Here is a 25,172-nt window from a genome sequence, read left to right on the forward strand (position 1 = left end):
TCAGATCTCACCGAAAATCAACGTTTTTTTTGTATTCTTTTTGGAGCAGTTTTTACTCTTACTTTAAATCTTTTTTGGGATTTGATGTTTTTACGCATATTTGTGAATATTTCGTAAATAAATTTAGCCATTTTTTCGATTAAAACAAATACTTTTACAAAAAAATGAAGATTAAATTTTATTAAAAAACATGACTGTGAAAATAATACTGATATATATACTGAAAGGCTTGGGAATTATCCTGGGAATAGTGCTTATTTATGTTTTGCTCGGGCTCGGGCTTCCTTTCATCACGGTCTCTGCCAAAGATGACGGACAGAAGAAAGAAATTCCAATCTATATTTATACCAACGGGGTGCATACGGATATTGTAATGCCCGTGAAAAATGACCTTCACGACTGGAGTCTGAAGATACCTTTTGGCAATACAGCATCTAAAAAAACAGACTATAATTACATAGGAATCGGATGGGGTGATAAAGGATTTTATCTGGATACCCCAACGTGGGCTGACCTGAAATTCTCTACCGCTGTAAAAGCAGCGTTCTGGATGAGTGATTCGGCTATGCACTGTACTTATTATAAAACGATGAAAGAAGGAGAAGACTGTAAGATGATCATGATCAGCAGAGGACAATATGAGAGTCTTGTAAAGTATGTAGAAGATAAATTTGACAGAGATCAGAACGGAAATTTTATACTTATTCCCACCAATGCTGTTTATAGTGATAATGATGCCTTTTACGATGCTAAGGGAACCTATAGTTTTCTTTACACCTGTAATACCTGGTCCAATAACGCTTTAAAAGCAGCAGGGCAGAAAGCAGCACTCTGGACCCCTTCAGATTTTGGAATTTTCCAGCATTATAAATCACAGTGAAAGAAGAAAAGTTTCTTTTGCTGAAATAGTTGAAAAGGAACACGCAACTGATCTGTCCCAATTAAAAGGATGAGACTTCATTGAGGAGCCAATCATTTTTTTCCAGTACTTAAAAAAACGAAAGAATCTGTCATTTACGGTAGTGACATAATTGGGTATCTTAATATATAATCGCTATTTTGCAGTACCCTATTTTCAGAATTATTATATGAAAGATCGATACCTCTTTTTTTAATATAAAAAGCATTTTTATGAAGCACCGTCTTGTAAGAGAACAGCAGCTCAACTGTGATATAGAAACTGCCTGGAAATTTTTCTCCTCAGCCAACAATCTTTCAGAGATTACACCGAAAGATATGGGATTTATTGTTTTGACAGAAATGAAAGAAGATGAGATCTATAAAGGGATGCTTATTGATTATTACGTTTCTCCGTTATTCGGTATTAAAATGAAGTGGCAGACAGAAATTACCCATGTAGATTTTCAGAAAAGTTTCATTGATTTCCAGAAAAAGGGCCCCTATAAACTATGGAACCACCACCATGAATTTATTACCAATAAGGATGGAGTATTAATGAAAGATACAATTGATTATGAACTTCCTATGGGGTTTCTGGGCGAAATTGCGCATCATCTTTTTGTGAGAAAGAAATTAGAGCATATTTTTGATTATCGTTTCAAGGTGTTGAGAAAATTATTTTAAGACACTTATCTTTTAAGTTTTTTTAACAATCGTGGCATAGGATCCCGGCTAAAAATCCTTACTTTTGCAGAACTATTGTTTTTACTAAAAAACTAACGCGTTCTGATTGACATGACAAGTCTGAGGTCATTTTTCTTATTTTATATCATCCTGGTTTTTTCCCTATTCAATTCGAATTGGGCAGAAGCATCATTGCAGGATATACCTCATGTACCCCATGTCAATAATATTCATCTGCTGGATGTTTATGAGGAGGCGGATATGAATACGCATGCATTGCCTGCGGCTTCTAAAATTGTAAAACATTCATTTCGCAAAGACGATCTTGCTGCCGGGAATTTCTCAGGAATTTTAAATCATATTCCTAAAATTAAGCTTCCTGTCATTGCCCTGTCTATTATTTGCGGGGTCAAATCTTTTCTCCATCTTCTTCAACTGTATTAAGTTTAAGTTTCTGAAAACCAAATCGCTTTAACGGAAATCTTATAACTTAAACATTTAAAAATGTATTATAAAAACGTAATAATTTGCATTCTTGCAATATTATTCGCTGCGTCATGCAGTAAAGACAAGAAAGAAAACAATCAGAAAGATAAAGAAGTTCCCGTCCTTGAAATCAAAGAAAAAGATACTCTGGTGAGTAACCAGTTTGTTACTGATATTCAAGCTAAAAAGAATGTAGAAATGCGTTCCAGAATAGGAGGTATCATACACCATATTTATGTGAACGAGGGGCAGTTTGTACATCAGGGGCAAGCCTTATTTAAAATCAATGATGCCGAGCTGCAAATGGAACTTCTTAAAGCTAATGCTGCGCTGAAGCAAACACAGGCTGATGTAAGGATTGCAGAAGTAGAACTGAAACAGATCCAGAGTCTTCATGCTAAAAAATTTGTAGCCAATAATGAACTGGAACTGGTAAAAGCAAAACTTTCCTCTGCCCAGGCAAAGCACTCTTTTGCCGATGCCGAAAAAAGAACAGTCCTTCAGAAAATAAGTTTTACAAGAATTACCGCACCTTTTGATGGAGTGATTGATGTTATTCCTCATAAAGAAGGAAGTCTGGTAGAAAACGGAACATTACTGACCACATTATCCCAGCTTAATGAAGTGTATGCCTACTTCTCAATTCCTGAAAACCTATACTTTGAGCTTTTGGCCAACGATAAGATCGGGAATCATCAAAAAATTGAACTGACGCTGCCTAACGGAGTGAATTATCAGTTTAATGGTGCATTAAAAACGGCAGAAGGTGAAATTGACAGAGCAACAGGCTCTATCCGGTATAAAGTGCTTTTTCCAAACCCTGATCATCTAATCAAGCATGGGACGTCCGGAAAACTTATTATTTCCGAACAGCAGAATAATGCAGTTCTTATCCCGCAAAAATCTACATTTTCCATTCAGGATAAAACCTATGTTTTTGTAGTTGATAAAAAGAATAAAGTAAAAATGACCAGTATTAAGATCGGAACAACCTTAAGAGATTCTTATATGGTGGAAAGCGGGCTTAAAAAAGGTGATTTAATCGTGTATGAAGGGACTCAGTCTCTGAAAGACGGAGATATGGTCAAAATCAAAAAGAAATATTAACCTTTCATAATCTTTAAATCAATTTACAATGGTAGAAATGTTTATAAGACGAAAGGTTCTTTCGTTGGTTATTTCCATAGTATTTGTACTCCTGGGAATTATGGCACTCCTGAAAATGCCTATCACACAGTTTCCGGACATCGTACCGCCTTCTGTAACTGTTACGGCAAAATATACAGGAGCCAATGCGGAAGTGTCTGCCAATGCGGTGGCGCTTCCTCTGGAAAGGGCAATTAATGGAGTTCCCGGAATGACGTATATGTCTACAGTAACTTCTAATGACGGACTTACCCTTATTCAGGTTTTCTTTGAAGTGGGAACAGACCCGGATGTAGCAGCAGTAAACGTTCAGAACAGAGTGACAACAATTCTTGATGAACTTCCGGAAGAGGTCATTCGTGCAGGGGTAACAACAGAAAAGGAGGTCAACAGTATGCTGATGTATCTTAACATCACCAGTACGGATCCAAGCCAGGATGAGCAGTTTATCTACAACTTTACAGATATCAATGTCCTTCAGGAGCTGAAACGTATTGATGGAGTAGGACGTGCCGAAATCATGGGGCAGAAAGAATATTCTATGAGAGTATGGCTGGACCCGCAGAAGATGGCTGCCTACAATATTTCAGCAGATGAAGTGATTGCCTCCCTGCAAAAGCAGAATATTTCAGCAGCTCCCGGAAAAGTAGGCGAAACCTCAGGAAAAACTTCAAGCCAGCTCCAGTATGTAATCAAGTATAAAGGAAAGTTTTTTGAACCAAAGCAATACGAAGAAATTCCCATCAGGTCTGATGTAGATGGAACGATCTTAAAGCTTAAAGATATTGCTAAAGTAGAATTCGGAGCCATGAACTACGGAATGGTTTCCAAAACAGACGGAAGACCTTCTGCATCTATTATGATGAAACAGCGCCCGGGTTCCAATGCGTCCGAAGTTATCGAAAGTGTAAAAACAAAAATGGAAGAACTGAAAGGATCTTCTTTTCCTCCGGGAATGGAATATAATATGGCCTATGATGTTTCACGATTTCTGGATGCATCCATCAGTGCTGTATTGACAACCCTTATTGAAGCCTTTATTCTGGTAGGGATTGTAGTATTTCTATTCCTTCAGGACTGGCGGTCCACGTTAATTCCTGTTTTGGCAGTCCCCGTAGCACTTATAGGAACTTTCACCTTCATGAATATGCTGGACTTCTCAGTAAACCTGTTAACGCTTTTTGCTTTGGTTCTCGCCATCGGAATTGTAGTAGATAATGCCATTGTCGTCGTAGAAGCAGTTCATGTTAAAATGGAAGAAGGAATGAATGCAATGGATGCTACCATCAGTGCTACTAAAGAAATTGCAGGCGCAGTAGTGGCTATTACCATTGTTATGTCTGCCGTATTTATTCCGGTAGCCTTTCTTGATGGTCCTGTGGGGGTCTTTTACCGCCAGTTTTCATTAACACTGGCAATAAGTATTGTTATTTCAGGAGTAAATGCATTGACGCTCACTCCCGCACTTTGTGCTATTATTTTAAAACCTCATAATCATCATAAAAAGAAAACAATTGTAGACAGGTTCTTCAAAAGTTTTAATATAGGTTTTGACCGGTTAACAAATGGTTATGTTGGCATTTTATCAAAATTTGCAACCAGAACTACCGTTACCTTTGGTCTTTTGTTTTTATTTGTTGCGTTAACGTTTCTGACCAGTAAGTTTCTTCCCACCGGATTTATCCCGATGGAAGACCAGGGGATGGTGTATGTGAGCGTTACAACTCCGCAGGGAGCTACTGTTGAAAGAACAGAAAAGGTACTGGATGAAGTTACTGTAATTGCAAATAAAATAAAAGGTGTAGAAAATGTAACCACACTTGCCGGATACAGTATTGTAACAGAAATCGCTGGATCATCTTACGGAATGGCTATGATCAACCTTAAAAACTGGAAAGAAAGAGATATTTCAGTCAATGATCTGATTGCAGAACTTTCAGAAAAGACAAAAGGTATTTCAGATGCCCAGATTGAAATCTTTGCCCCTCCAACTGTTCCCGGATTCGGAAATACAAGTGGTTTTGAACTGCGTTTGCTGGACAGAACCGGAGGAACTATTGAGAATACAGATAAGATCACTAAGGATTTTGTGAAAAAGCTGAATGAGGCCCCTGAGTTAAAAAATAACTTTACCAGTTTTGATGCCACTTTCCCGCAATACATGATCAATGTAGATTACGATATGGCAGCGAAGAAAGGAATATCTGTAGATAATGCTATGTCTACTTTACAAACCATGCTGGGTTCTTATTACGCTACCAATTTCATCCGTTTCAGCCAGATGTATAAAGTAATGGTTCAGGCAAGTCCGGAACATAGAGATACCCCGGAAAGTATTCTTAATTTATATTTAAAAAACGATAAAGGAGAAATGGTTCCGTTCTCTACATTTATTACCATTGAAAAAGTATATGGCCCTGAAGTATTAACCAGATATAATATGTATATGTCTGCCATGATCAATGGGGAACCTGCGGACGGATACAGTTCAGGAGATGCCATTGCAGCAGTGGAGCGAGTGTCAAAGGAAGTACTTCCGCGGGGTTTTGATATTGAATGGTCGGGGATGACCAGAGAAGAAATCCTGTCAGGAAATCAGACTGTTTACATTTTCCTGATCTGTCTGTTGTTTGTATATCTTTTACTGGCAGCTCAATATGAAAGTTTCCTTCTTCCAATGCCTGTATTACTAAGCCTTCCTACGGGAATCTTCGGCTCTTATATCGCTTTGGTGCTCGCAGGACTTGATAATAATATTTATGCACAGGTTGCCCTGGTCATGCTGATCGGGCTATTGGCTAAAAATGCCATTCTTATCGTAGAATTTGCAGTAGCCAGAAACAAACAGGGGTTTGATATCGTTCAGGCAGCTATTGAAGGAGCAAGACAGCGTCTGAGACCTATTCTGATGACTTCTTTTGCATTCGTTGCAGGACTTATTCCTCTGTGTATTGCATCGGGGGCAGGAGCGGTAGGAAACCGTTCCATCGGTACAGCCGCTGCAGGAGGAATGCTGATAGGTACAATCTTCGGATTGATCGTTATTCCGGGACTGTATATATTCTTTGCGAAACTTGAAAATAAGAAGAAAGATGAAAAGATTAAATCATAGAAATATAATATACGGAATTGCAGCATTGAGCTTAGTCTCATGCGCTGTTCCACAGGTTGCAGATTTGAAAAAAGCCCAGACTTTGCCAGAAACTCCTGTTAAAAATGTGGGTTCAGAAGAATTCCGGCAGCTTAATCTGAAAGCTTATTTTACAGACGCCTATTTACTTGAACTTTTTGATAAAGTGATACAGGCTAATCCGGATTTTCAGATTGCACAGCAAAGAGTAGATATTGCCAACAGTTTCCTGCAGCGCTCCAAAATGGACCTTTTGCCTTCACTGGAAGTAGGGACTGAGATATCCGGTAACCGATATGGTAAATATACCATGGAAGGAGTGGGAAACTATGATACCAATCTTTCTCCCAATATTACAGAACAACAGAAGATCAACAGAGATTTTACACCCAATTACTGGGTGGGAGCAAGAAGCAGTTGGGAAATTGATGCCTGGGGTAAGCTGAAAAATAAAAAGATCGCTGCACAAAAGAAATTTCTGGCTTCTACAGAAGGGCTGAGGCTGCTTCAGGTAGAACTTTTCACAGATATTGCCAATTTGTATTATCAGCTGGTCGCTTTAGACAATCGTCTGGCCATTTATCAGAAAAATTATAATCTTCAGCAGAGGGCATTTGAAATTGTCCTGGCACAGCGCGAAGTAGGAAAAGCTACTGAACTTGCGGTACAGCAGTTTAAAGCTCAGAACAATAACTGGCTGGCAGAAATTGAACATATCAAAGTCGAGATTGTTACCGTGGAGCAGGCAATAATGACGCTCACAGGAAGCTATGGCGGAGATGTAAAGCGTGGGAAAATACTGATGCCTACTAATATGGATGTTTTAAATAAAACCATTAATATAGAAGCCGTTATTCATTCCAGACCTGATGTAGCATCTAACTATTATGTTTTGGAAGCTTCCCACGCGGATGCAAAGGCTGCAAGAGCGGCTTTCTATCCAAAAATTGATCTGGGTGCCGGTATTGGGCTGAATGCTTTCTCCGTTGAAACATTATTCAGACCAAGTTCATTGGCAGGCCAGTTATTGGGTGGATTAATGGTTCCAGTTTTCAACAAAGGACAATTGAAGCATGAGTTCAAAGTGGCGGATAAAGAACAGGAAATTGCCTTCTTAAATTATCAGAAGAGCATTACTACTGCTTTTAATGAATTGCAGTCTATTTTAAAACAGACCAGAATCTACGAAAAGGTTTTGAAACTGAAATCTGAGGAAGTAGGTTTTCTGGATCGCGGTGTTGAAGTTTCCAATGATCTGTATCTGACAGGATATGCGAATTATTTTGAGCTGATCAATTCTCAGAAGAGCAAGCTGACTGCCGAATTGGATTTACTGCAATTCCGGCATCAGAATACCAGAAATAACGTTCTGCTGTTTAAGGCACTGGGCGGAAAACTGGACTGATTCTTACTTTTTAGAATGATAAAAGCCACCTGAAAAAGGTGGCTTTTTGTATTGTTTAAAACGCATCTGTATGCTACAGAATGTGTTTATAGATCAAAGTATTATTTAACAATCTGGATGTTAACTGCAGAGAATCCTTTAGGAGACTTTTCTTTTTCAAAAGATACTTTGTTTCCTTTTTTTACCATTTCTGCACAGTTGTTATTGTGGAAGAAGATATTCTCTTTCGTGACATCTTCAGTAATGAAACCGTATCCTTTTTCACTGTGGAAAGTTATGATTCCCAGTTTTCTCGGATCTTCGTCAATGATTGGAGCTGCGCCCAACTGAATTTCTTCAATGTTCACTTCCTGTCTTTGTTCAGGTGGAGTAGATGTTAATCTTCCGAATTCATCTACATACATGAACACGTCATCCATTCCCTTGTTGTTGTTCGTTTTACGTTCTTCGCGTCTTAGCGCTTTTTCTTTTTGCTTTTGAATTTTTTTCTTGAAATTTTCCTTTTTAGAAAAAGAATCTGCCATAAATTATTTTTAGTATTTAGTTTCTATAAATTATATTAGTTCAATCTGGTCTATTCTAGACCTTATAAAGCCCACCTATGTTTTCTGTTTTGGATTTTCTCAATCATACAGACCTTTAAAATTCCGATAAGTATTGTTCTTAATAGAAGAATAAAAGTTAAAAATATGCCTGCTCAAAAAGCAAAGACTGAATAAAAAGATATTCTGGTCGTTACAGAAAACAAAAAGTAGTGACTACTGTTACTAACGTACAAATATACAACAATAAAATGAATAATGCCCATTTAAATGATTGATTATCAGAAATAGTTTTTTTGCATAGATTTAGAAAAACACTCTGCCAGCCGAATGTAGCGAGCATAAAGCTTTTTTGAAAACTCCATAAAAAATCCCCAGCATGCTGGGGATTATGAAAAAAAATATATTATAGAATGAAGTGGTGTATCATACGGGTGTGAAAGTATCAAATGTTGTGCCTAAAGTTGGATAATTTATAATATGTTTAATAGTAAAATTATCCTGCATCCCGTATCTGGTTGGTAAATAGGAGTATATTGAAAAATGCGTGTTTATATAAATTTTAGATGAGTCATGTCGAATTGAGAGATAAACTATAATATTTCTGACGTATCATCTTAAATTTTAGGATAACTTCCGAAAATTTCACCATGTTGAGGAGGCTTTTATTATCCATCTTTGCTCTATTAACATTTAAAAATAAATATAATGTCAGCACAAAATGTAAAGGGAAAAGTTGTTTTAATTGCCGGAGGCGGTAAAAATCTGGGTGGATTATTAAGCAGGAGTTTTGCAGCAAAAGGAGCAAAATTGGCAGTACACTATAATAGCGAAAGTTCAAAAACTGAGAGTGAAAAAACCCTGGAAGAAGTTAAGGCATTGGGAGCAGAAGCGTTTTTATTTCAGGGTGACCTTACAAAAGTTGAAAATCTTACGAAGTTTTTTGATGAAACAGTCTCCCGTTTTGGAGGAATCGATATTGCCATCAACACCGTAGGAATGGTATTGAAAAAGCCTTTTGCTGAAACTACAGAAGCTGAATATGACACCATGTTCAATGTGAACTCAAAGTCAGCTTACTTCTTTTTGCAGGAAGCCGGTAAAAAACTGAATGACAATGGGAAGATCTGTACAATTGTTACTTCATTATTAGCTGCTTATACAGGTTTGTATTCCACCTATGCAGGAGCAAAAGCACCGGTGGAGCATTTCACAAGAGCTGCTTCCAAAGAATTTGGGGCGAGAGGAATTTCTGTAACAGCTGTGGCACCGGGCCCAATGGATACTCCGTTCTTCTATGGACAGGAAACGGAAGATGCAGTAGCTTACCACAAATCAGCCTCAGCGTTGGGAGGTCTTACAGACATCAAAGACATTGCTCCACTGGTCGAATTTTTGGTTACTGACGGCTGGTGGATAACCGGACAGACTATTTTTGCCAACGGAGGATATACGACAAGATAATTTTTAAATAACCCTATTAAAAACAAACTCACTGAAATAATTTTCAGTGAGTTTGTTATAATGAAAAGATAAAAGGGGATTATGAAGTCTTCATTTTTCCTTTTTCCAATATATTTTTAATGATAAAGAACAATCCGAGAAGAACAAAAGGAATACTTAGAAGTTGTCCCATGTTCAGGCTCATTCCGCGTTCAAAGTCAGCCTGATCTACTTTGATAAATTCAATCAGAATCCGCATGATGAAAATCAAAAGAATACTGATCCCAAAATAAAACCCTTTCCCAATTTTGAAAATATTCTTCCTGTACATAAAATAAATAAGGAAGAAGATAATAATATAGGAAATTGCCTCATAAAGCTGGGCAGGATGTCTCGGAAGATCATCTACCTGCCGGAATACAAATGCCCATGGAACATTGGTAGGAACCCCTATGATTTCCGAATTCATCAGGTTGGCCAGCCTTATAAAAGTACCGCCTAAAGGAAGTACAATAGCAATGGCATCCAGGACTGTCATGAATGGGATAGAAAATTTTCTGGAATACAAAAGAAGCATGATCACAAGCCCTATACCGCCGCCATGGCTTGCCAGTCCTGCAAAACCAGTAAAATGATACGCTCCGTCCAGCCCTTTCTGAATAGGTAGAAGTATTTCAACAGGATGTTGGGAATAATAATCAAAGTCGTAGAAAATACAGTGTCCCAGTCTGGCTCCCACTAGAATCCCTATAAGTGCATAAGAAAACAGAGCTTCATGTGCCTGTGAGCTTAGATTTTCCTTTTTGTAAATCTTCTTTAAAATATTTAAACATAAAACAAGACCTGCAAGGAATAATAGTCCGTAATATTTTAATGGAATTCCTAAAATATTGACGATTTCGGGATTGATGTCCCAATTGATGTATAATAAATTCATTGCTGCAAAGATAAGAAAATAGGAATTTCCAGGTAGGATAACTCAGGTTAGAGTTTTTAAATACTGGTTAATAGTGTGTTATGAATTTGTTTTTCTAATCATACAGTCAAAATTCAGCAGCGTGAGATATACTCTGCAATTTATCTTAAAGTCATTATCAGAAAAAGTGACAGGGGAAACAGATGTTTAACATTCCAGATTCTGAAATCCTTATTATATTTGTAAGTAGATCACACATTATGAATAAGTTTATTAGAACCATTATCGGAATTTTTTTAATAATGAATAATGCTTTGTATTCACAGAAAGTGAATGCAATACCATCAGATAAATGCTATATCTATCTTACTTTTGATGATGGCCCGCTTAATGGAAGCGAGAATATCAATGATATCATTTTAAAAGAAAAAATCAAGATCAGTGTTTTTATGGTAGGCGAGCATGTTGTAAAAGATAAACAGATGGATACTTATGCTAAATACTATGATCAGAATCCTTATATAGATGAATATAACCATAGTTTTACCCACGCTAATGACCATTATGAAGCCTTTTATAATGATGCAGATAAATCGGTAAAAGATATTCTGTATAATCAGACGATATTAAAATTACCCTATAAAATTGTACGTCTTCCGGGACGAAATATGTGGCGTCTGGGAGGAAGATCAAAAAATGATGTTACCAATGGGATCAAGACCGCAGATCAGTTGGCAGATCTTGGTTTTAAAGTGGTAGGCTGGGATGTGGAATGGCAGCACCGTCCTTCAGATGGAACTCCTGTACAAACTGTCAATGAGATGTATACCGCAGTGCAGAAACTGTGTACTTCTGATAAAATATTTACCAAAAATAATGTGGTGATGCTCATCCATGATGAAATGTTTCAGAAAGCCTGGGAAGAATCTGAACTTAAGCAGCTGATTGATCTGCTGAGAGCAAATCCCAACTATATTTTTGAACAGATGAGGTTTTATCCGCAATAAGACTGAGGGTAATTTAAAATGATTCTTGAAAAAAGATTTGATAACTTTAACATGAGTTTAGGAATCAAATACAATTCTCATTATGCATCATAAGCTGGAAAAACATTATGTAAACAGAGTAGGCTGGCTTCGGGCAGCGGTATTGGGAGCGAACGACGGCTTATTATCCACAACAAGCATTGTAATAGGAGTAGCCGCTGCACAGCCGGAACGTGATATTATTATTCTTGCTGCCTTAGCCGGAATGATTGCCGGGGCCATGTCTATGGCAGCAGGGGAATACGTTTCTGTAAGTTCACAGGAAGATACAGAAAAGGCAGATTTGTCACGTGAAAAACGTGAACTTGAAGAGATGCCTGCAATAGAGCTCAGAGAACTTGCCAAAATTTATGAGAAAAGAGGATGCAGCAAAGAAACCGCAATGCAGGTTGCTGTTGAACTTACAGAACATGATGCATTGGGAGCCCATGCACGGGACGAACTAGGCATTAATGAAATAACACAGGCAAAACCTTTACAGGCTGCTATAGCTTCATTTGGCTCGTTTGCAGTCGGAGCTTTGCTGCCGTTTACCGTTTCACTTTTGGCGCCTATCCAACAGATGGTTTACTTTCAGTATGGTTTTTCTATCATTTTCCTAATGCTTCTGGGAGCCATTTCAGCAAAAACCGGAGGGTCCAGCATTAAGATTGCAGTATTAAGGATATGTTTCTGGGGAACCGTAGCTATGGGAATTACTGCCTTTGTAGGACATGTTTTTGGAGTAAATGTCGGGTGACTTTTTTATTGGTTATATATTCTTTTTTTTATGCTAAGTTTTTGATTTACAAATAATAATTATCCTAACAGGTGTTAGTAGTAGAATTACTACACTTTTTCATTTTTATGCCTGATTATCATTTTAGTATCGTAAATACTTCTAAATTTGGTGACATAACCAACAACAAATCACAAGATATTAACGATTAAAATTTACGATCATGGCAGAAAGAAATTCAAGAGGAATCTTAAAATTCAACAACGGTGAAGGGCAGAAATTATTAAAGCTGAATTATAGCGTAGCAAGATCTACAGATGTTTCAGGACGTGTAGCATCAGATCCTTCCAATGCTCTTATCAAAATAACCGTAGAAGCTACAGAAAAATCAGATATTCTGGAAAGCCTTCTAAATGGAAAATACAAACCAACAGTAGGTGAGGTTACCTTCAACAAGTCTCACGAAGAAGGAACTTTAACAACATTAAAATGGCAAAACGGTTATGTCATCCAGCACGAAGTAGATTTCGATGCCGTAGATGAAAACAGTATGTACATCAGTTTTGTTGTAAGTGCGGAACAAATTGATCTTGGAAACTCTGCTTACGACGGAGGATGGCCTTCAGTATAAGATCTGATTCCTTAGAAAATCAAATAACATCAAAACAGAATGGTACATCCGGTATTGGGATGCTGTTCTGTTTTTTTGTCTCTGATCATACCGTTCCAGGTAGAATAATTCTCTTTATTAAATCAATGTTATTTTTGAAATAAAGCTAATGAAAGTGAATTATATGTTGTGAAAAATTTATAACTTTATAGAAAGGTCTGTTATTTTTAGTTTTTTAAGGAAAATAAAGATCTTACCAAACACCTTGCATAATATGAATAAAAATATCTCGAATTCCGAAAAGATTTCGGAGAATCATATTCCGGGAATTAACCGTGTGGTGAAGATGGATATCGTGATTGAGGGCAAAATGATAAAGCACTTCAAATACTTCCGTCTGCATCAGAGTGTAAAAAGACATCATGATTTTGAACTTACATTGGCACATGATACCCTCGACGGTGTACAAAATCATGACCTGGAAGAGGCTCAGCAGTTTTTGGGAAAACGTTTAACAGTAGTATTTAAATATAAAGATGTAGAAGGTAGCCCGGAAAGAACTTTTGTTGGAGTCATTACAAAAGTAGGATTCAGCCAGGAAAATCACAGCCTTGGAAATATTGTTTTAAAGGGATACAGCCCTACCATTTTATTGGATGCAGCCCCGCATACACAAAGTTTTGGTGGAGATCAGCCCGTGAATATGGGGATTATTGCCACCAATGTTATTAAGCAAGGAATAGAAAACAGTAAGTTTGATGTTAAAATCAACGCGAAAGCTTCCTCTCAGATCCTTTACAGTGCACAGTATAACGAAACCCATTACAACTATCTCTGCAGAATGGCAGAAGCTTATGGTGAACAGTTTTATTATGATGGGGAAGTGCTTCACTTCGGGAATATGCCTCCTCAGAATAAATCACTGGAACTGGTCTACGGAAGTAATGTTACTGATATCACTGTCGAATTAAAAGCTGTACACATAAAACCTCAGTTCTATGGATATAACAGCAGTTCTAATGCTAAACTTACTTCCGGAGAAACCCCTATAAAACATGTAGGAAACCTTGCACAAACTGCTTATAAAAATAATGACGGAATATTTAAAACCCCATCACTGCAGGTAGCTCCAATAAAAGCTGCCACTGATATGGACGTGGTCATTTCTCAGACGAGTACAGCGGGAAGTAAAGCTGTGGAGGTTTTTACCGTTTCGGGAGGAACTACGATTCCTTTTTTATATCCAGGATGCGTTGCTGACATCAATATGCGGAAAACAGATACCAATAAAACGTCTTATTTTACCAAACTGATGATGACGGAAGTTATTCACGAGGTAGATGCTCTGGGACGTTATTCGGGAAGATTTGAAGCTATTGCTTCGGATACAGGATACATTCCGACCCCGGATTTTACCTTGCCTATTGCACAGCCCCAAATTGCAACCGTAATATCCAATACCGATCCGCTGGGGCAGGGAAGAGTGACTGTAAGATTTGACTGGCAGTTACATGATACCACAAATTTCATCCGGATGATGTCTCCTGATGCAGGAGGAACAGATCAGATCACTCAAAACAGAGGATATGTAGCAATACCCGAAGTGGGAGATCAGGTGATGGTAGGTTTTGTACACAACCATCCCGACCGTCCCTTTGTAATGGGCGGAATGTTTCATGGAGGAACCGGCCTGGGCGGTGGAGTGGATAATCACCTGAAATCCATACAGACCCGCAGCGGAATCCGTATCTTAATGAATGATACAGAAGGCAGTGTCAATATTATAGACCCAAGCGGTAATAACTATTTTATGGATGGATCGGGTAATATTATAGTTACAGCCCCTAAAAATATGACCTTTAATGCGGGAGAAAATCTTTCAATTAACGTAGGTAAGGATATGAAGACCAGTGTAGGGAATGATAATTCCATTGATATTATCAATAATCATCGGTTTAATTCAAAGAACTATACGCAGACAGTGAATGAAAATAAAACGATCAATATTACAGGAGATCTTAAAGAGACAACTTCTACAACAACCCATAAGGCAAAAAATGGTGATATTTTATTACAGAGTTCCGGCGTTGCCAAAATGCTTGGTAAAATAGATGCTAAAGTGAACAAAGGGTAAAATGGTAGTATGAATTCAGAAATTAAAATTAACCTTCGCTGCCAATGAAGTATATAATATGTTTAGGTATTTTTATGAGTAATACAATTTTGAATGTATTGATCATGATGCTGATGGCAAAAGTTTTAAATGAGGACGGAGCAGATTTTGGAATGATCCCAATAGAAATTTTAATACCGTCTGTGGCATCGATAATAGTGTCCTTGGTAGTGTTTTTAGTAATAGATAAATTTAAAAAGCTTAAAGTTAGAACGTCAATATACATTTATAATATGGTCTATTTTTTTGCTTTGTTAACTATGGGTTTGAATGTCTCAGGAAAAGAAAAATCCGGTATAAACAATGATTTATATCTGCTGATTTCATTGATTTTGTCCTTTCTGATCATTTTAATTGCGGTTAATCTAATTAAAAGGCGGCATAAGCAATCAGACGCTTAGTACTTGTAAGAAAAAGGAAAATAAATTAAAAAACAAGCTCAGCTATAGTAAGATATTAAAGAATAATTTTTTTAAACAATGAACCGATCAATACAATATTTATTAAGCTTATTATTCTTTGTTCAGATCTCGTGTCAGGAAAAGAAAGACCATCAAAAAATAAAAACAATGACAAAATATGAATGGACTGAGGGAACTTCTGCTCCTTCAGGATATCCGATGGAAGTATATAAGGGAGGAATGGAATGTGAAGGAGGAGAGTGGGTTGGACTGGCTTTTGGGATCATTCCCGGCGGAAATACCTGGGGAGCTATAAATAATGGAATGGGTAATGGTTTTAAAAGCCTTCCTAGCCGTTTGGATTTTATCTGGATGTCTTACATCGAAAACCAGTTTTATTTGATTGATACCCCTGTGGATACCAATAAATTAAGAGCATATTTCAGCAAAGGATATGATGTAAAAGTTACTAACGGAAGTGGGGAAACTGAACATTTAAATTATGATAAAATTGGCGTAGGAATGGCTCCCGGTGGAGTTGTTGTGATCTGGGTCGCCGGTGTTGGCGTTCAGAAAGAAGTAGGGAGGTATCAGGGAAAGAAAATAACGATTCCGGAATCAGAAATTGCCAAACTGGACAGCCATGAAAACCGTTTTTGGCGAAAAGATTATCTCGATGAGGTATTTAACAATGGCAAAGTGATTCCTGAAAAAATACGGGAAGAAAATAAAGGAAAACCTATTCCATTTGGGATTTGGGATACCTATAGAATACGGTATAGCTGGAAGCCTGTTTTTGAACTTCCGGAAAAAGCAAAGCTCAACCCTTTAACAGATGTTGGGATCAATATGATTAATGGAGAAATAGAACAACTTGATGCTTCAGAAATTTCTGTGGCTCAAAATGCAGAAAGAGCAATGCCTACAAGAATAGTTTTTGATTTTATTGGCAGTGATAATAAAGAATATGGAGCCAATTGTGATCTCAATGAAAAGTCAAGTTTTGATGCCTTTAAAACTGTATTTGGAGAAAATACTGATTCAGCTAAAGCTTATATTGTGATTAAGGTAAACGAAGCAAACAGTTATTTTACGGTACAGCTGAGAGGTGAGAATGGTAAAACAGCTTTTATAAAAGCAGATAAAGTAGAAATTTTCTAAAACGGAAATTATGGGAAAAACATTGGTGTATAATACAGGTAATGCTGTTCCTCCTATAGATGAACTGAATCTGGAAATAGGCGTTTTTTTCGATGGTACCTTAAATAATCTCACAAACACAGCGTTGAGAGAAAAATACAGGGATGGCAAAAATAAAATAAAAAGTACGGATACCAAAGATCAGATACTGGCAAAAGAAGAAGCGATAAAAAAAACAAGAGAAAAGCAGGAAGAAGAGTTTGATGATTTGAAAAGCAGTGACATCTCTGAAAAAGATTCAGAATATGACCGTTATCTCAAAGGAAGCCATAGAGGGTGGTTAGATAGTCAGGGGGTTGATAATAGTTTCAGTAATGATTATACCAACGTAGCAAGGATGTATCAATGTTGTGAACAGATCAATTACGGAGTTTATATAGAGGGGATTGGTACATTAAATAACAGCAGGGATGTTGATGATGGTTTTCAGTATGGTTCCGGTGAATCAGGAGTACGTGGGAAAGTGAGAAAAGGTTGCGAAAAAATAGCAGATAGAATTAAGGTACTTATAAAGCAGGCTGGTTCAAAAAAGAAATTAACAAAAATCACCATAGATGCTTTTGGGTTCAGCCGTGGTGCGGCGGCTGCCAGAAATTTTGTGTATGAAATCAATGGCAACAAGAGAGCCCAAGATGTTGAAATAAAAAAAACAAGGAAAATTGTAGGGTATAAAGAAGTAGGATCCTACGCTCATGAAGGCCCGGTTATGGTTCCTGAATATGGAGATATCTGGATAGATAAAGACAAAATTGAAGTAGACCCCAAATATCTTATAAATGGTAAGCTGCCAAAATTCGGCTTTTTGGGATATTATCTTTTAAGTAAGAAAATCTTATCTCCGGAACAACTTGAAAACCTGATGCTGGATGTCCGTTTTATAGGAGTTTATGAAACTGTTTCATCTTATGAAGAATTCGGAGATATGGGAACCCTGGAAAGAGTAGGATATAGAGGGATGGTGCATTCTGCATTAGGACCTAAGCACAATTTTGGTGATGATGTGGAACAACTGCAGTTAAAAAATCCTGGTTCTTATTTTAAAGCGGTTCATTTTACTGCAACAGATGAACATCGTGAAAACTTTTCGCTGACCAGATTTCCGGGAAGTATTGAAAAAGAATTTCCGGGGGTTCACTGTGACATCGGAGGAGCTTATGAAAATGGAATGGAAATAGTAGATGAAATTGAAACTTCCAACCACAAGCCACTGTGGGCTTTAAAAAAACGAATGCAGGATTTAATTGATCAACATTGGTTTAATGATGATCAGATTGAAATCAACAATACAGTTCTCAATATTTTAACGTTCGGAAATGTATATCGTAAAATTACCGGAACCCGATTTTTGCGAAAAGAGTACAGCTATATTCCACTGCATTTTATGGAAGAACAAGGGCTGAGGCTTTATGATCATAAGATTATAACAAAAACAGAAGCTACCTATTCTATAGAGCATGATGAGCACCTGCCGGCTGCTAAAAGAAGGTTACACGAATATGTTTTTGACAGTAAAGACTCATGGGCATTCAGAAGTGATGAAGATTTAGAAAAGGAATATGATAAAATGAGGGCGGAAGCTCCCGTTGAATATCCTAGTGTGACAGCTGATAAAGATGGCAATCAGGTGATGAATATTCCCGCTGTCAATATATACGGCAATAGATGGCAAAGTTTATTAAGAACGATAAGAAATGAATATCTTCATTGGTCTGCCAATAGAGACTGGATGGGAATGGACCCCAACGATGATTATCAGAGAAGAATATATTAAGAATGGTACCGGAGATATTAAAGAACCTTCATCAGAAAACATATAGGCTGGAAACGATTGTTACAGAACAGAAAAATCTGTTTTATCTTACCGAAAAAAAATATGTAAGAATAGCTGAGATCTATTATTTAGGAAATGAAAAAGGACATTTTAAATATCATGTTTTAGTCGTTGATTTCAATTTTTCAAACGATGATAATGCAATGGGGAAATTTTTAAAACAAATCAGTTATTTGTTTGATGAGGTGGAATTAACCGTTGATAAAGATGGAAATATTCTTGAAGTTAATAATCTTCAGTTCCTTCGGTTAAGATGGATGAAGATCGCTGCAAGACTTTCAGAAACCCATAAAGGAGAGGTCATAGATAACTATTTCAGTCAAATCAGTAATGTACTTGAAGATGAAAACAGGCTTATCGATTTTCTGGGAGGTTATAATATGTTTGGATTGCTTTTTAATGGCTTATTACAGTCATTTGATACTAAGAGAAAGAGAGAATCTCCTGATGGATTTACGGAAATAATGACTCCTGTAAAAGACGGAGAGACAATGACTTTAATAATTTCTCCTGAAAATCCGGATCCAACAGAGATTGATCATTTCAGAGGATTATTTGTATTCAAAGGAGATCATTATGAGGAAGGATTTATGGAAATCAAAAAAGATAATATGCATTTAAAACATTCATTATTATGGATAGGTTAGATAAAGATACGAAAGCTCCCATTCCAGAAACTCAAAGTCAGGTTACTGCGCAGGATAGTGATCAGATAAAGGCTGACAATAGTCAAAAAATGGAGAAGAAGCGTGCAGAAAATGAGGAAAAAGATAAAGTTGAAGATGGATTGCTATTAGCAATACATGGGGCAAAAATAAAATTCAATGCTCATTTGGGTGAATTTAAAGTTTTAAATGATGTACCTACCACACAAGGAAAGCTTACCGGAACCATTGTGGAAAAACAGATTCCCAACTTTACCTTTTATGATGGTTTTCAGATGATATCCCTCACAGAATGGCAGGATTTTGGGACCGCTAAAGTGCAGGATCATTATGTGTTATTAAAAAAATCGACATTACCGGGAACAGGCAAAATGCCAGGGAATATACCACCTGAGAATGGAAAGATAGAGTTTGTAACTTCCGGACAGATCAACGTGCCGGAGAGTGTTGACGCAAAGGGTGCTCCTGTACCCAAGGAGAAAGATGATGAAAAATGTTACTGCGAAAAAGAGTTTACAGAGGAAGATATTAAATCGTTTTATAAATCTAAAAAATTATTTAGCGCTAAAAACTGTCCATTACCTGATGAGATGAAAACATACAAGGTTTTTACAGATGCTTTAAATAAAGCTATGAAAGATAATAATATCAATACATGTCTTAGAAAAGCTCACTTTCTTGCACAGATTGAAACAGAATCTGATAGGCTTAATACAACAATGGAATATGCTTCTGGTTGGGATTATGATCATTCCACCCATCAAGAGGGATATGAAAGTTTTAAACCTTATGTTAATTATAAAAAAGATAAAAAATTAAATTCCGAACTTCATAAGAAGTTTAATGCTCAGGAAATAAAACAAATTCAAAGAGCTTACAACAGATATAATGAATGTATAAAACATGGACATAATGTTAAAGGTTATGGACCAAAGTATAAAGGGAAAGGCCTGATACAATTGACATGGAAAGACACGTATGAAAAATACTTTAAGCATATTGGTAAAAAAGAACTGATTGACACACCAGAAGTTGTTGCAAATGATTTGACCTATACCTGTGATTCGGCTGCTTGGTTTTGGGATGATAGACAACTTGGAAATTATGCTGATAAAGACGATCTCATTTTTATTTCCGTTAGAATAAACGGAGGATTAAATGGTTTTGATCACAGAAAAAGTAATGTAAAATCGATTATTAAATTAATGAAGATCGAAGAGAAATGTAAAACCAATAAATTAAAACCTATAGCTATTTATACCTATGAAACAAGCGGAATTAAAAATCTTAAATGGGGTAAAAATAATAAGGCCAAAATCAAAAAATTTGATGATTAAGCTATTGTTATTACTTATATTTTCTTTAACCTCTAATTTTAGCTATTCTCAAAACATAATGGGGATATATAATTCTATTGAGCCTAAGTGCAGACTCAATCTAAAAATAGGCAACGATAATAGTTTTATTTTTAGTATGGGTAAAATAAAAAAGAATAAGGGAATTGTCACTATTTCTAAGGAAGATAAGATAATGTATTTGGATTTCAGTGAAGGTATAAGCGCTATGTTTTCTAATGATACAATTTCTATCCAAAATTCTGGAAATTCCATGAATCCATATGTACATTTTAAGGAATGTAATGATATGTATATTCATCTGGTTAAGGAAGAAAAATTTGATAATTCTCGGAATAAGATATTGGATAATAAAAAATATTTAATAAAATGTTCAAAAAAAAATCTTGAATAAATTTTAAACAGAATTTTATTTCCAAAAATAGATGAAGCAATAATATGATAATTGATAGATTATAGCACACTTATTCTGAAATAAAATATTGTTCATGTTTGAAATAGAGTAGTTTACATTTTCAAGAAAAAATATTCATTGTTTTGTAAAAGGAAAAGTCTTCAGTTTCCCGCATTACATTTTCAATAAGAATGATCCCTATTATTAAAAGAAGAAATAGAAGTACAGCTTTTACATTACCAGATTAATTTAAAACTGAGAATAAAACTTATTACTTTTAAGTTGATGATTGGTAGTTATTTACATTTAGTTGGCTGAATTTTAAAATTTTTTACCACGAAGAATAGCAATTATCATTTAAAACATTCATTACTATGATCGGTTAGATAAAGATACAGGTTTATCCATTCCAGAAGTTAAAAGTCAGGCTGCTGCGCAGGATAGTGACCAGATAAAGGCCGCCAATAACCAAAAAATGGAAGAGAAGCGTTCAGAAAATGAGGAAAAAGATAAAGTTGAAGATGTATTGCTATTAGCAATACATGGAGCAAAGATAAAATTCAATGCTCATTTGGGTGAATTTAAAGTTTTAAATGATGTACCCACAACACAGGGTAAACTTACCGGAACCATTGTAGAAAAACAGATTCCCAACTTTATCTTTTATGATGGTTTTCAGATGCTATCCCTCACAGAATGGCAGGATTTTGGGACCGCTAAAGTACAGGATCATTATGTGTTATTAAAAAAATCAACATTACCGGGAACAGGCAAAATGCCAGGGAATATACCCCCTGAGACCGGAAAGATAGAGTTTGTAACTTCCGGACAGATCAACGTACCGGAGAGTGTTGATTCAAAAGGGGCTCCTGTACCGGAGCAGAAAGATGATAAGTGTCCAAATTGTTCAGCAGAACTGACCTCTGAATTGATTAAAGAAACGATTGGTGTAAAAAATTTAAGTGCAAAACAACAGCGAATTATAAATTCAATATTACCTTATTTAAATAAATACAGAAAGGATTTTGGTTTAGACACATGTTTAAGAAAAGCTCACTTTATAGCACAAATAGCCCTTGAGTCTGCTGGGTTTACAACTTTTGAAGAAGGAGAAGAATATTCATCCAGTATAAGCTTAGGCGTTTTTAGTTCTTCTAGTATTCCGATTAATATTACTATTGTTGAATCTCTGAAAGATAATTTAACTTCGATTTTCAGTATAGTGGATGCTAAAGGAAATGAAGTTTCAAAAACAAATGATGAACTTAAATCATTACTATTAAGTGAAAATCCGCTTATTGTAGATGGAGAATTGTATGGTAAATATCAAGGGGTAAAGGACCCTAAAAGCCCTAAAAAAAGGATAGGGAAAGTAATTAAACAAGTTTTTAAGCCAGATAAGTCTTTAGATTACGGAATAATATTAAAACCTCATACTTATTTTGGCGTTCCATTAATGTCAAGAGCTTATGCTCCTTATCAAGGTGATACCAGAGGACTTGGAAATGGGAATGAGTTGACTAGAGATGGGTGGAAATTTAAGGGTAGAGGGCTAAAACAAGTAACAGGACGGGCAAATTATGAAAGTTTTTCAAAATATAGAAAGAAAAATAATTTTATTGATGATACTACTGGAGCAATAGATTTTACAGAAGAAAAACAGGGAGATTCTTTAAAAGGAAAATATTTAAAATTATCCGAAGACCCAATGTATGCTACTCAATCTGCAATATGGTTTTGGAATGAAGGTACAAAGTATAATAAAAAGTCGGCAAAACAACATGCTGATAATGATGATGTGGATTCTGTTTCAAAAGCTATTAATAGATATGATACAAAGGCATTACCTAAAAGAGCAAAAAATTACGAAAGAGCTAAGATCGCTTTCGAAATTAAAGAACATTATGAATTTATAAAAAAAGAAAAAAAATGACGAAATCAGTATTAAATATATTATTTGTTTTTTTGCTTAGCTATTTTGCTTATGCCCAAAATATCTCTATTATAAAAGATTCTATATGTACTTCCAATGAATGTCTTGAGCTGCAGGAAATGAAAATGAGCCCCATAAATATTAATGTTTATAAAAAAATCCAAAAGAGTTATGATATTTTTGATGGTATTTTATTTGATGATCCCGAAAAAAGATTAAATGCAAAGAAAGATGCTTTAAAAAGGTTAATTTCAACAAATTCTTTACGAGATTCTCAATTTGGATTTGAAAAATATAAAATATTTTTTGATAAAAACGGTTTGCTGAATTTGTCCGTAAATATTCAGTCCTATGGTTCGCCTTGGGAAGATGCAAAATATTATCTCTTTGATAATAAAAATAATATAGAAGTTGGAGAAAAATTGTTTCTAAATAAGGAACAGCTTTTAAAACTGTGTCTTATAAAATTAAAGGTTGAAGAAGGGGGTTCTTTTTTTATAAATAATCTGACTCAATATAAAATAAAGACGAACAATGTGGGCAAGGTAGAAGGTATTAGTTTTATTTTTTATGATGAGAAAAATAGAACAAATAGTGGTTATCTAAAATATCCAATTTTTTTTACGTGGAAGGAAATTGAGAACTTTATTGTACCGCAGTATAGACGGAGATTATCTCAATAATGGATCAATGCAATATATTATAGGAAATAGGATGAATTTATATTTTAAGGTGAGTCAGAATGTATAATAAACAGGGTGTAATTGTTGATGTATAAAAAATTAGAGTAATGAAAGAGTTATAAACAAACTGTGGAAGAAACCGGAATAGAGAGAACAGTTGGGTTAATGATGGGAAAAGTAATATTTTAAATAAATGAAAAAAGATATAATCACAAGTCTCATTATTTTATTGATTCCACATTTTTCATATTCCCAAAGTATTTCCGGGAATTATCTATCCTTTGATTCTAAATGCAAAATTCAATTGAAAATTAAGAATAATTTTTATTTTGCTTTTGAATTAGACAAACGAAAAAGAATTGAGGGAGTTGTCAAGTTACTTAGAGAAGGCAAAACGACTTATCTGGATTTTAATAATAATATCAATGCGATTTTTGACAATGATACTATTTATATTCAGAATTCAGGGAATTCGATCAATCCATATACTAGTTTTAAAGAATGTAAAGAAATGTATATTCATCTGGCTAAGAAAAGAAATCCTAGATAAGATGATCTATATACAATATACTATGGATAGTGATAAAATTAAAAAATAACATATCGAAATTAACACTGGCGTTCTGTTTATTTTGTGTGAATTTTATTTCAGCCCAGTCAAATTATTATGATTTGGATCGTGATAATCTTCAGGATGCTGTTGTACTGAAAAAAGGTCTCTTAAATATTCATTTTGGGAATAAAACTTCGGATAATTTTGAACTACCGGAAATAACGGCACTCATTAATACAAAAATTGGATATTCTAATCCTTATGAGATAACTGTGTATTATATTGGAGACAGGGGATTGTATAGCACAATTACTATTTTTTATAAGAAAGGTTGGTATATAAGAAACGTTAATTTTTATAACCCTTGTCAGGAATGTCAAGACCAGAATTTTAAAATATTAACCAAAAGCATGAATATTCCTGTCAAAAACATTGATTCTGAAATGCTTGACATCGATTCAAAAGGATTTAAATCACTTACATTTTTTGATCAACAGGGTGTTATAAAACCCTATAAAGATCTCAAAAAATTATATGCGGATGTGTCGAGCTATCCTTTATTGGCAAATAGTTTTAATGAATCAGTAATATCTGATTTCAAGAAAAAATTTGCGTTATCTCTTTCTAATTTAGATGATTATAATAATGTAGCATACAGGCTTGCTGAAAATGGAAATCAAAAAGGAGCAATTGAACTCTTACAGCAAATCATTAATAAATTTCCTACTAGAGCGGTTGCCTATTTAAATATCGCAGATAGTTATTGGAATATAGGGGAAAAGGAAAAAGCAAAAGTAAATTATAAGAAGTATCTTTCTTTGATGAAGTATCAAAAAAAAGATTTGAAAAAAATTCCTAAGTATGCAGAAAAAAGGGCGAAGTAATGAAAAAGATAACATATATATTATTTCTTCTGCTGGCCTTTCATATAAACGCGTTTGCACAGGCACCAAAATCA

General features: G+C 35.5%; 23 protein-coding genes. 21 read left to right on the forward strand and 2 right to left on the reverse strand.

The window, feature by feature from the left end:
• Nucleotides 1–190: 190 nt before the first annotated feature.
• The 6 genes from LF887_RS06020 (at nt 191) to LF887_RS06045 (ending at nt 7,751) form a co-directional block, all read left to right on the forward strand.
• Nucleotides 191–880: a TIGR02117 family protein gene (locus tag LF887_RS06020; protein WP_236857925.1), complete on the forward strand. Its 690-nt coding sequence runs from the start codon at nt 191–193 to the stop codon at nt 878–880.
• A gap of 251 nt (nt 881–1,131) precedes the next feature.
• On the forward strand, nt 1,132–1,584 hold the full coding sequence (locus tag LF887_RS06025; protein ID WP_236857926.1) for an SRPBCC family protein: 453 nt from the start codon (nt 1,132–1,134) through the stop codon (nt 1,582–1,584).
• Between the two features lie 111 nt (nt 1,585–1,695).
• Nucleotides 1,696–2,028 carry a hypothetical protein gene (locus LF887_RS06030; protein WP_236857928.1) on the forward strand — a complete coding sequence of 111 codons (333 nt, stop codon included), beginning with the start codon at nt 1,696–1,698 and terminating at the stop codon, nt 2,026–2,028.
• Nucleotides 2,029–2,088: 60 nt separating this feature from the next.
• Nucleotides 2,089–3,177 (forward strand): efflux RND transporter periplasmic adaptor subunit, encoded by a 1,089-nt coding sequence (locus LF887_RS06035; protein ID WP_236857930.1) that lies wholly within the window; start codon nt 2,089–2,091, stop codon nt 3,175–3,177.
• Between the two features lie 28 nt (nt 3,178–3,205).
• The gene (locus tag LF887_RS06040; protein WP_236857931.1) at nt 3,206–6,328 is read left to right on the forward strand and encodes an efflux RND transporter permease subunit; all 3,123 of its coding nucleotides are present in this window, start codon (nt 3,206–3,208) and stop codon (nt 6,326–6,328) included.
• Nucleotides 6,309–7,751 (forward strand): TolC family protein, encoded by a 1,443-nt coding sequence (locus LF887_RS06045; RefSeq protein WP_236857933.1) that lies wholly within the window; start codon nt 6,309–6,311, stop codon nt 7,749–7,751. Before LF887_RS06040 ends, LF887_RS06045 begins: the two co-directional genes overlap by 20 nt.
• Nucleotides 7,752–7,852: 101 nt before the next feature.
• Here LF887_RS06045 and LF887_RS06050 read toward each other — a convergent pair whose 3' ends face one another.
• Entirely contained in the window at nt 7,853–8,275 is a 423-nt protein-coding gene (locus tag LF887_RS06050; protein WP_236857936.1) for a cold shock domain-containing protein, read from the reverse strand.
• A 726-nt stretch (nt 8,276–9,001) separates the two neighbouring features.
• Here LF887_RS06050 and LF887_RS06055 point away from each other — a divergent pair.
• A complete protein-coding gene (locus LF887_RS06055) occupies nt 9,002–9,757 on the forward strand; it encodes an SDR family oxidoreductase (RefSeq protein WP_236857937.1) in 756 nt (251 codons plus the stop codon).
• A 79-nt stretch (nt 9,758–9,836) separates the two neighbouring features.
• On the opposite strand, the gene lgt is transcribed toward LF887_RS06055, so the two are convergent.
• Nucleotides 9,837–10,673 carry a prolipoprotein diacylglyceryl transferase gene (gene lgt / locus LF887_RS06060; RefSeq protein ID WP_236857938.1) on the reverse strand — a complete coding sequence of 279 codons (837 nt, stop codon included), beginning with the start codon at nt 10,671–10,673 and terminating at the stop codon, nt 9,837–9,839.
• Between the two features lie 239 nt (nt 10,674–10,912).
• Here lgt and LF887_RS06065 point away from each other — a divergent pair, with 239 nt between their 5' ends.
• The 14 genes from LF887_RS06065 to LF887_RS06130 all read left to right on the forward strand — a co-directional run bounded on the left by LF887_RS06065 (nt 10,913) and on the right by LF887_RS06130 (nt 25,098).
• Entirely contained in the window at nt 10,913–11,659 is a 747-nt protein-coding gene (locus LF887_RS06065; protein ID WP_236857939.1) for a polysaccharide deacetylase family protein, read from the forward strand.
• A gap of 82 nt (nt 11,660–11,741) precedes the next feature.
• Nucleotides 11,742–12,437, forward strand: coding sequence for a VIT family protein (locus LF887_RS06070; RefSeq protein ID WP_236857940.1), 696 nt, complete (start codon nt 11,742–11,744; stop codon nt 12,435–12,437).
• Nucleotides 12,438–12,639: 202 nt separating this feature from the next.
• The gene (gene tssD / locus LF887_RS06075; protein WP_236857941.1) at nt 12,640–13,047 is read left to right on the forward strand and encodes a type VI secretion system tube protein TssD; all 408 of its coding nucleotides are present in this window, start codon (nt 12,640–12,642) and stop codon (nt 13,045–13,047) included.
• Nucleotides 13,048–13,300: 253 nt separating this feature from the next.
• Nucleotides 13,301–15,160 carry a type VI secretion system Vgr family protein gene (locus LF887_RS06080; protein WP_236857942.1) on the forward strand — a complete coding sequence of 620 codons (1,860 nt, stop codon included), beginning with the start codon at nt 13,301–13,303 and terminating at the stop codon, nt 15,158–15,160.
• 74 nt (nt 15,161–15,234) lie between these two features.
• On the forward strand, nt 15,235–15,600 hold the full coding sequence (locus tag LF887_RS06085) for a hypothetical protein (protein ID WP_236857943.1): 366 nt from the start codon (nt 15,235–15,237) through the stop codon (nt 15,598–15,600).
• A 78-nt stretch (nt 15,601–15,678) separates the two neighbouring features.
• Nucleotides 15,679–16,761, forward strand: coding sequence for a DUF2931 family protein (locus tag LF887_RS06090; RefSeq protein ID WP_236857944.1), 1,083 nt, complete (start codon nt 15,679–15,681; stop codon nt 16,759–16,761).
• 10 nt (nt 16,762–16,771) lie between these two features.
• Nucleotides 16,772–18,571, forward strand: coding sequence for a phospholipase effector Tle1 domain-containing protein (locus tag LF887_RS06095; RefSeq protein WP_236857945.1), 1,800 nt, complete (start codon nt 16,772–16,774; stop codon nt 18,569–18,571).
• A 2-nt stretch (nt 18,572–18,573) separates the two neighbouring features.
• Nucleotides 18,574–19,278, forward strand: a complete 705-nt coding sequence (locus tag LF887_RS06100; RefSeq protein WP_236857946.1) for a hypothetical protein — start codon at nt 18,574–18,576, stop codon at nt 19,276–19,278.
• On the forward strand, nt 19,266–20,633 hold the full coding sequence (locus tag LF887_RS06105; protein ID WP_236857947.1) for a glycoside hydrolase family 19 protein: 1,368 nt from the start codon (nt 19,266–19,268) through the stop codon (nt 20,631–20,633). Before LF887_RS06100 ends, LF887_RS06105 begins: the two co-directional genes overlap by 13 nt.
• A complete protein-coding gene (locus LF887_RS06110) occupies nt 20,626–21,045 on the forward strand; it encodes a hypothetical protein (protein WP_236857948.1) in 420 nt (139 codons plus the stop codon). The genes LF887_RS06105 and LF887_RS06110 overlap by 8 nt, the downstream gene beginning before the upstream one ends.
• 736 nt (nt 21,046–21,781) lie before the next feature.
• Nucleotides 21,782–22,978, forward strand: coding sequence for a hypothetical protein (locus tag LF887_RS06115; protein WP_236857949.1), 1,197 nt, complete (start codon nt 21,782–21,784; stop codon nt 22,976–22,978).
• A complete protein-coding gene (locus LF887_RS06120; protein ID WP_236857950.1) occupies nt 22,975–23,661 on the forward strand; it encodes a hypothetical protein in 687 nt (228 codons plus the stop codon). The genes LF887_RS06115 and LF887_RS06120 overlap by 4 nt, the downstream gene beginning before the upstream one ends.
• 193 nt (nt 23,662–23,854) lie before the next feature.
• Entirely contained in the window at nt 23,855–24,211 is a 357-nt protein-coding gene (locus LF887_RS06125) for a hypothetical protein (RefSeq protein WP_236857951.1), read from the forward strand.
• A gap of 122 nt (nt 24,212–24,333) precedes the next feature.
• Nucleotides 24,334–25,098 carry a tetratricopeptide repeat protein gene (locus tag LF887_RS06130; protein WP_236857952.1) on the forward strand — a complete coding sequence of 255 codons (765 nt, stop codon included), beginning with the start codon at nt 24,334–24,336 and terminating at the stop codon, nt 25,096–25,098.
• Nucleotides 25,099–25,172 lie beyond the last annotated feature (74 nt).

Origin of the sequence: Chryseobacterium sp. MEBOG06, assembly GCF_021869765.1 — a bacterium.
GTDB lineage: Bacteria > Bacteroidota > Bacteroidia > Flavobacteriales > Weeksellaceae > Chryseobacterium.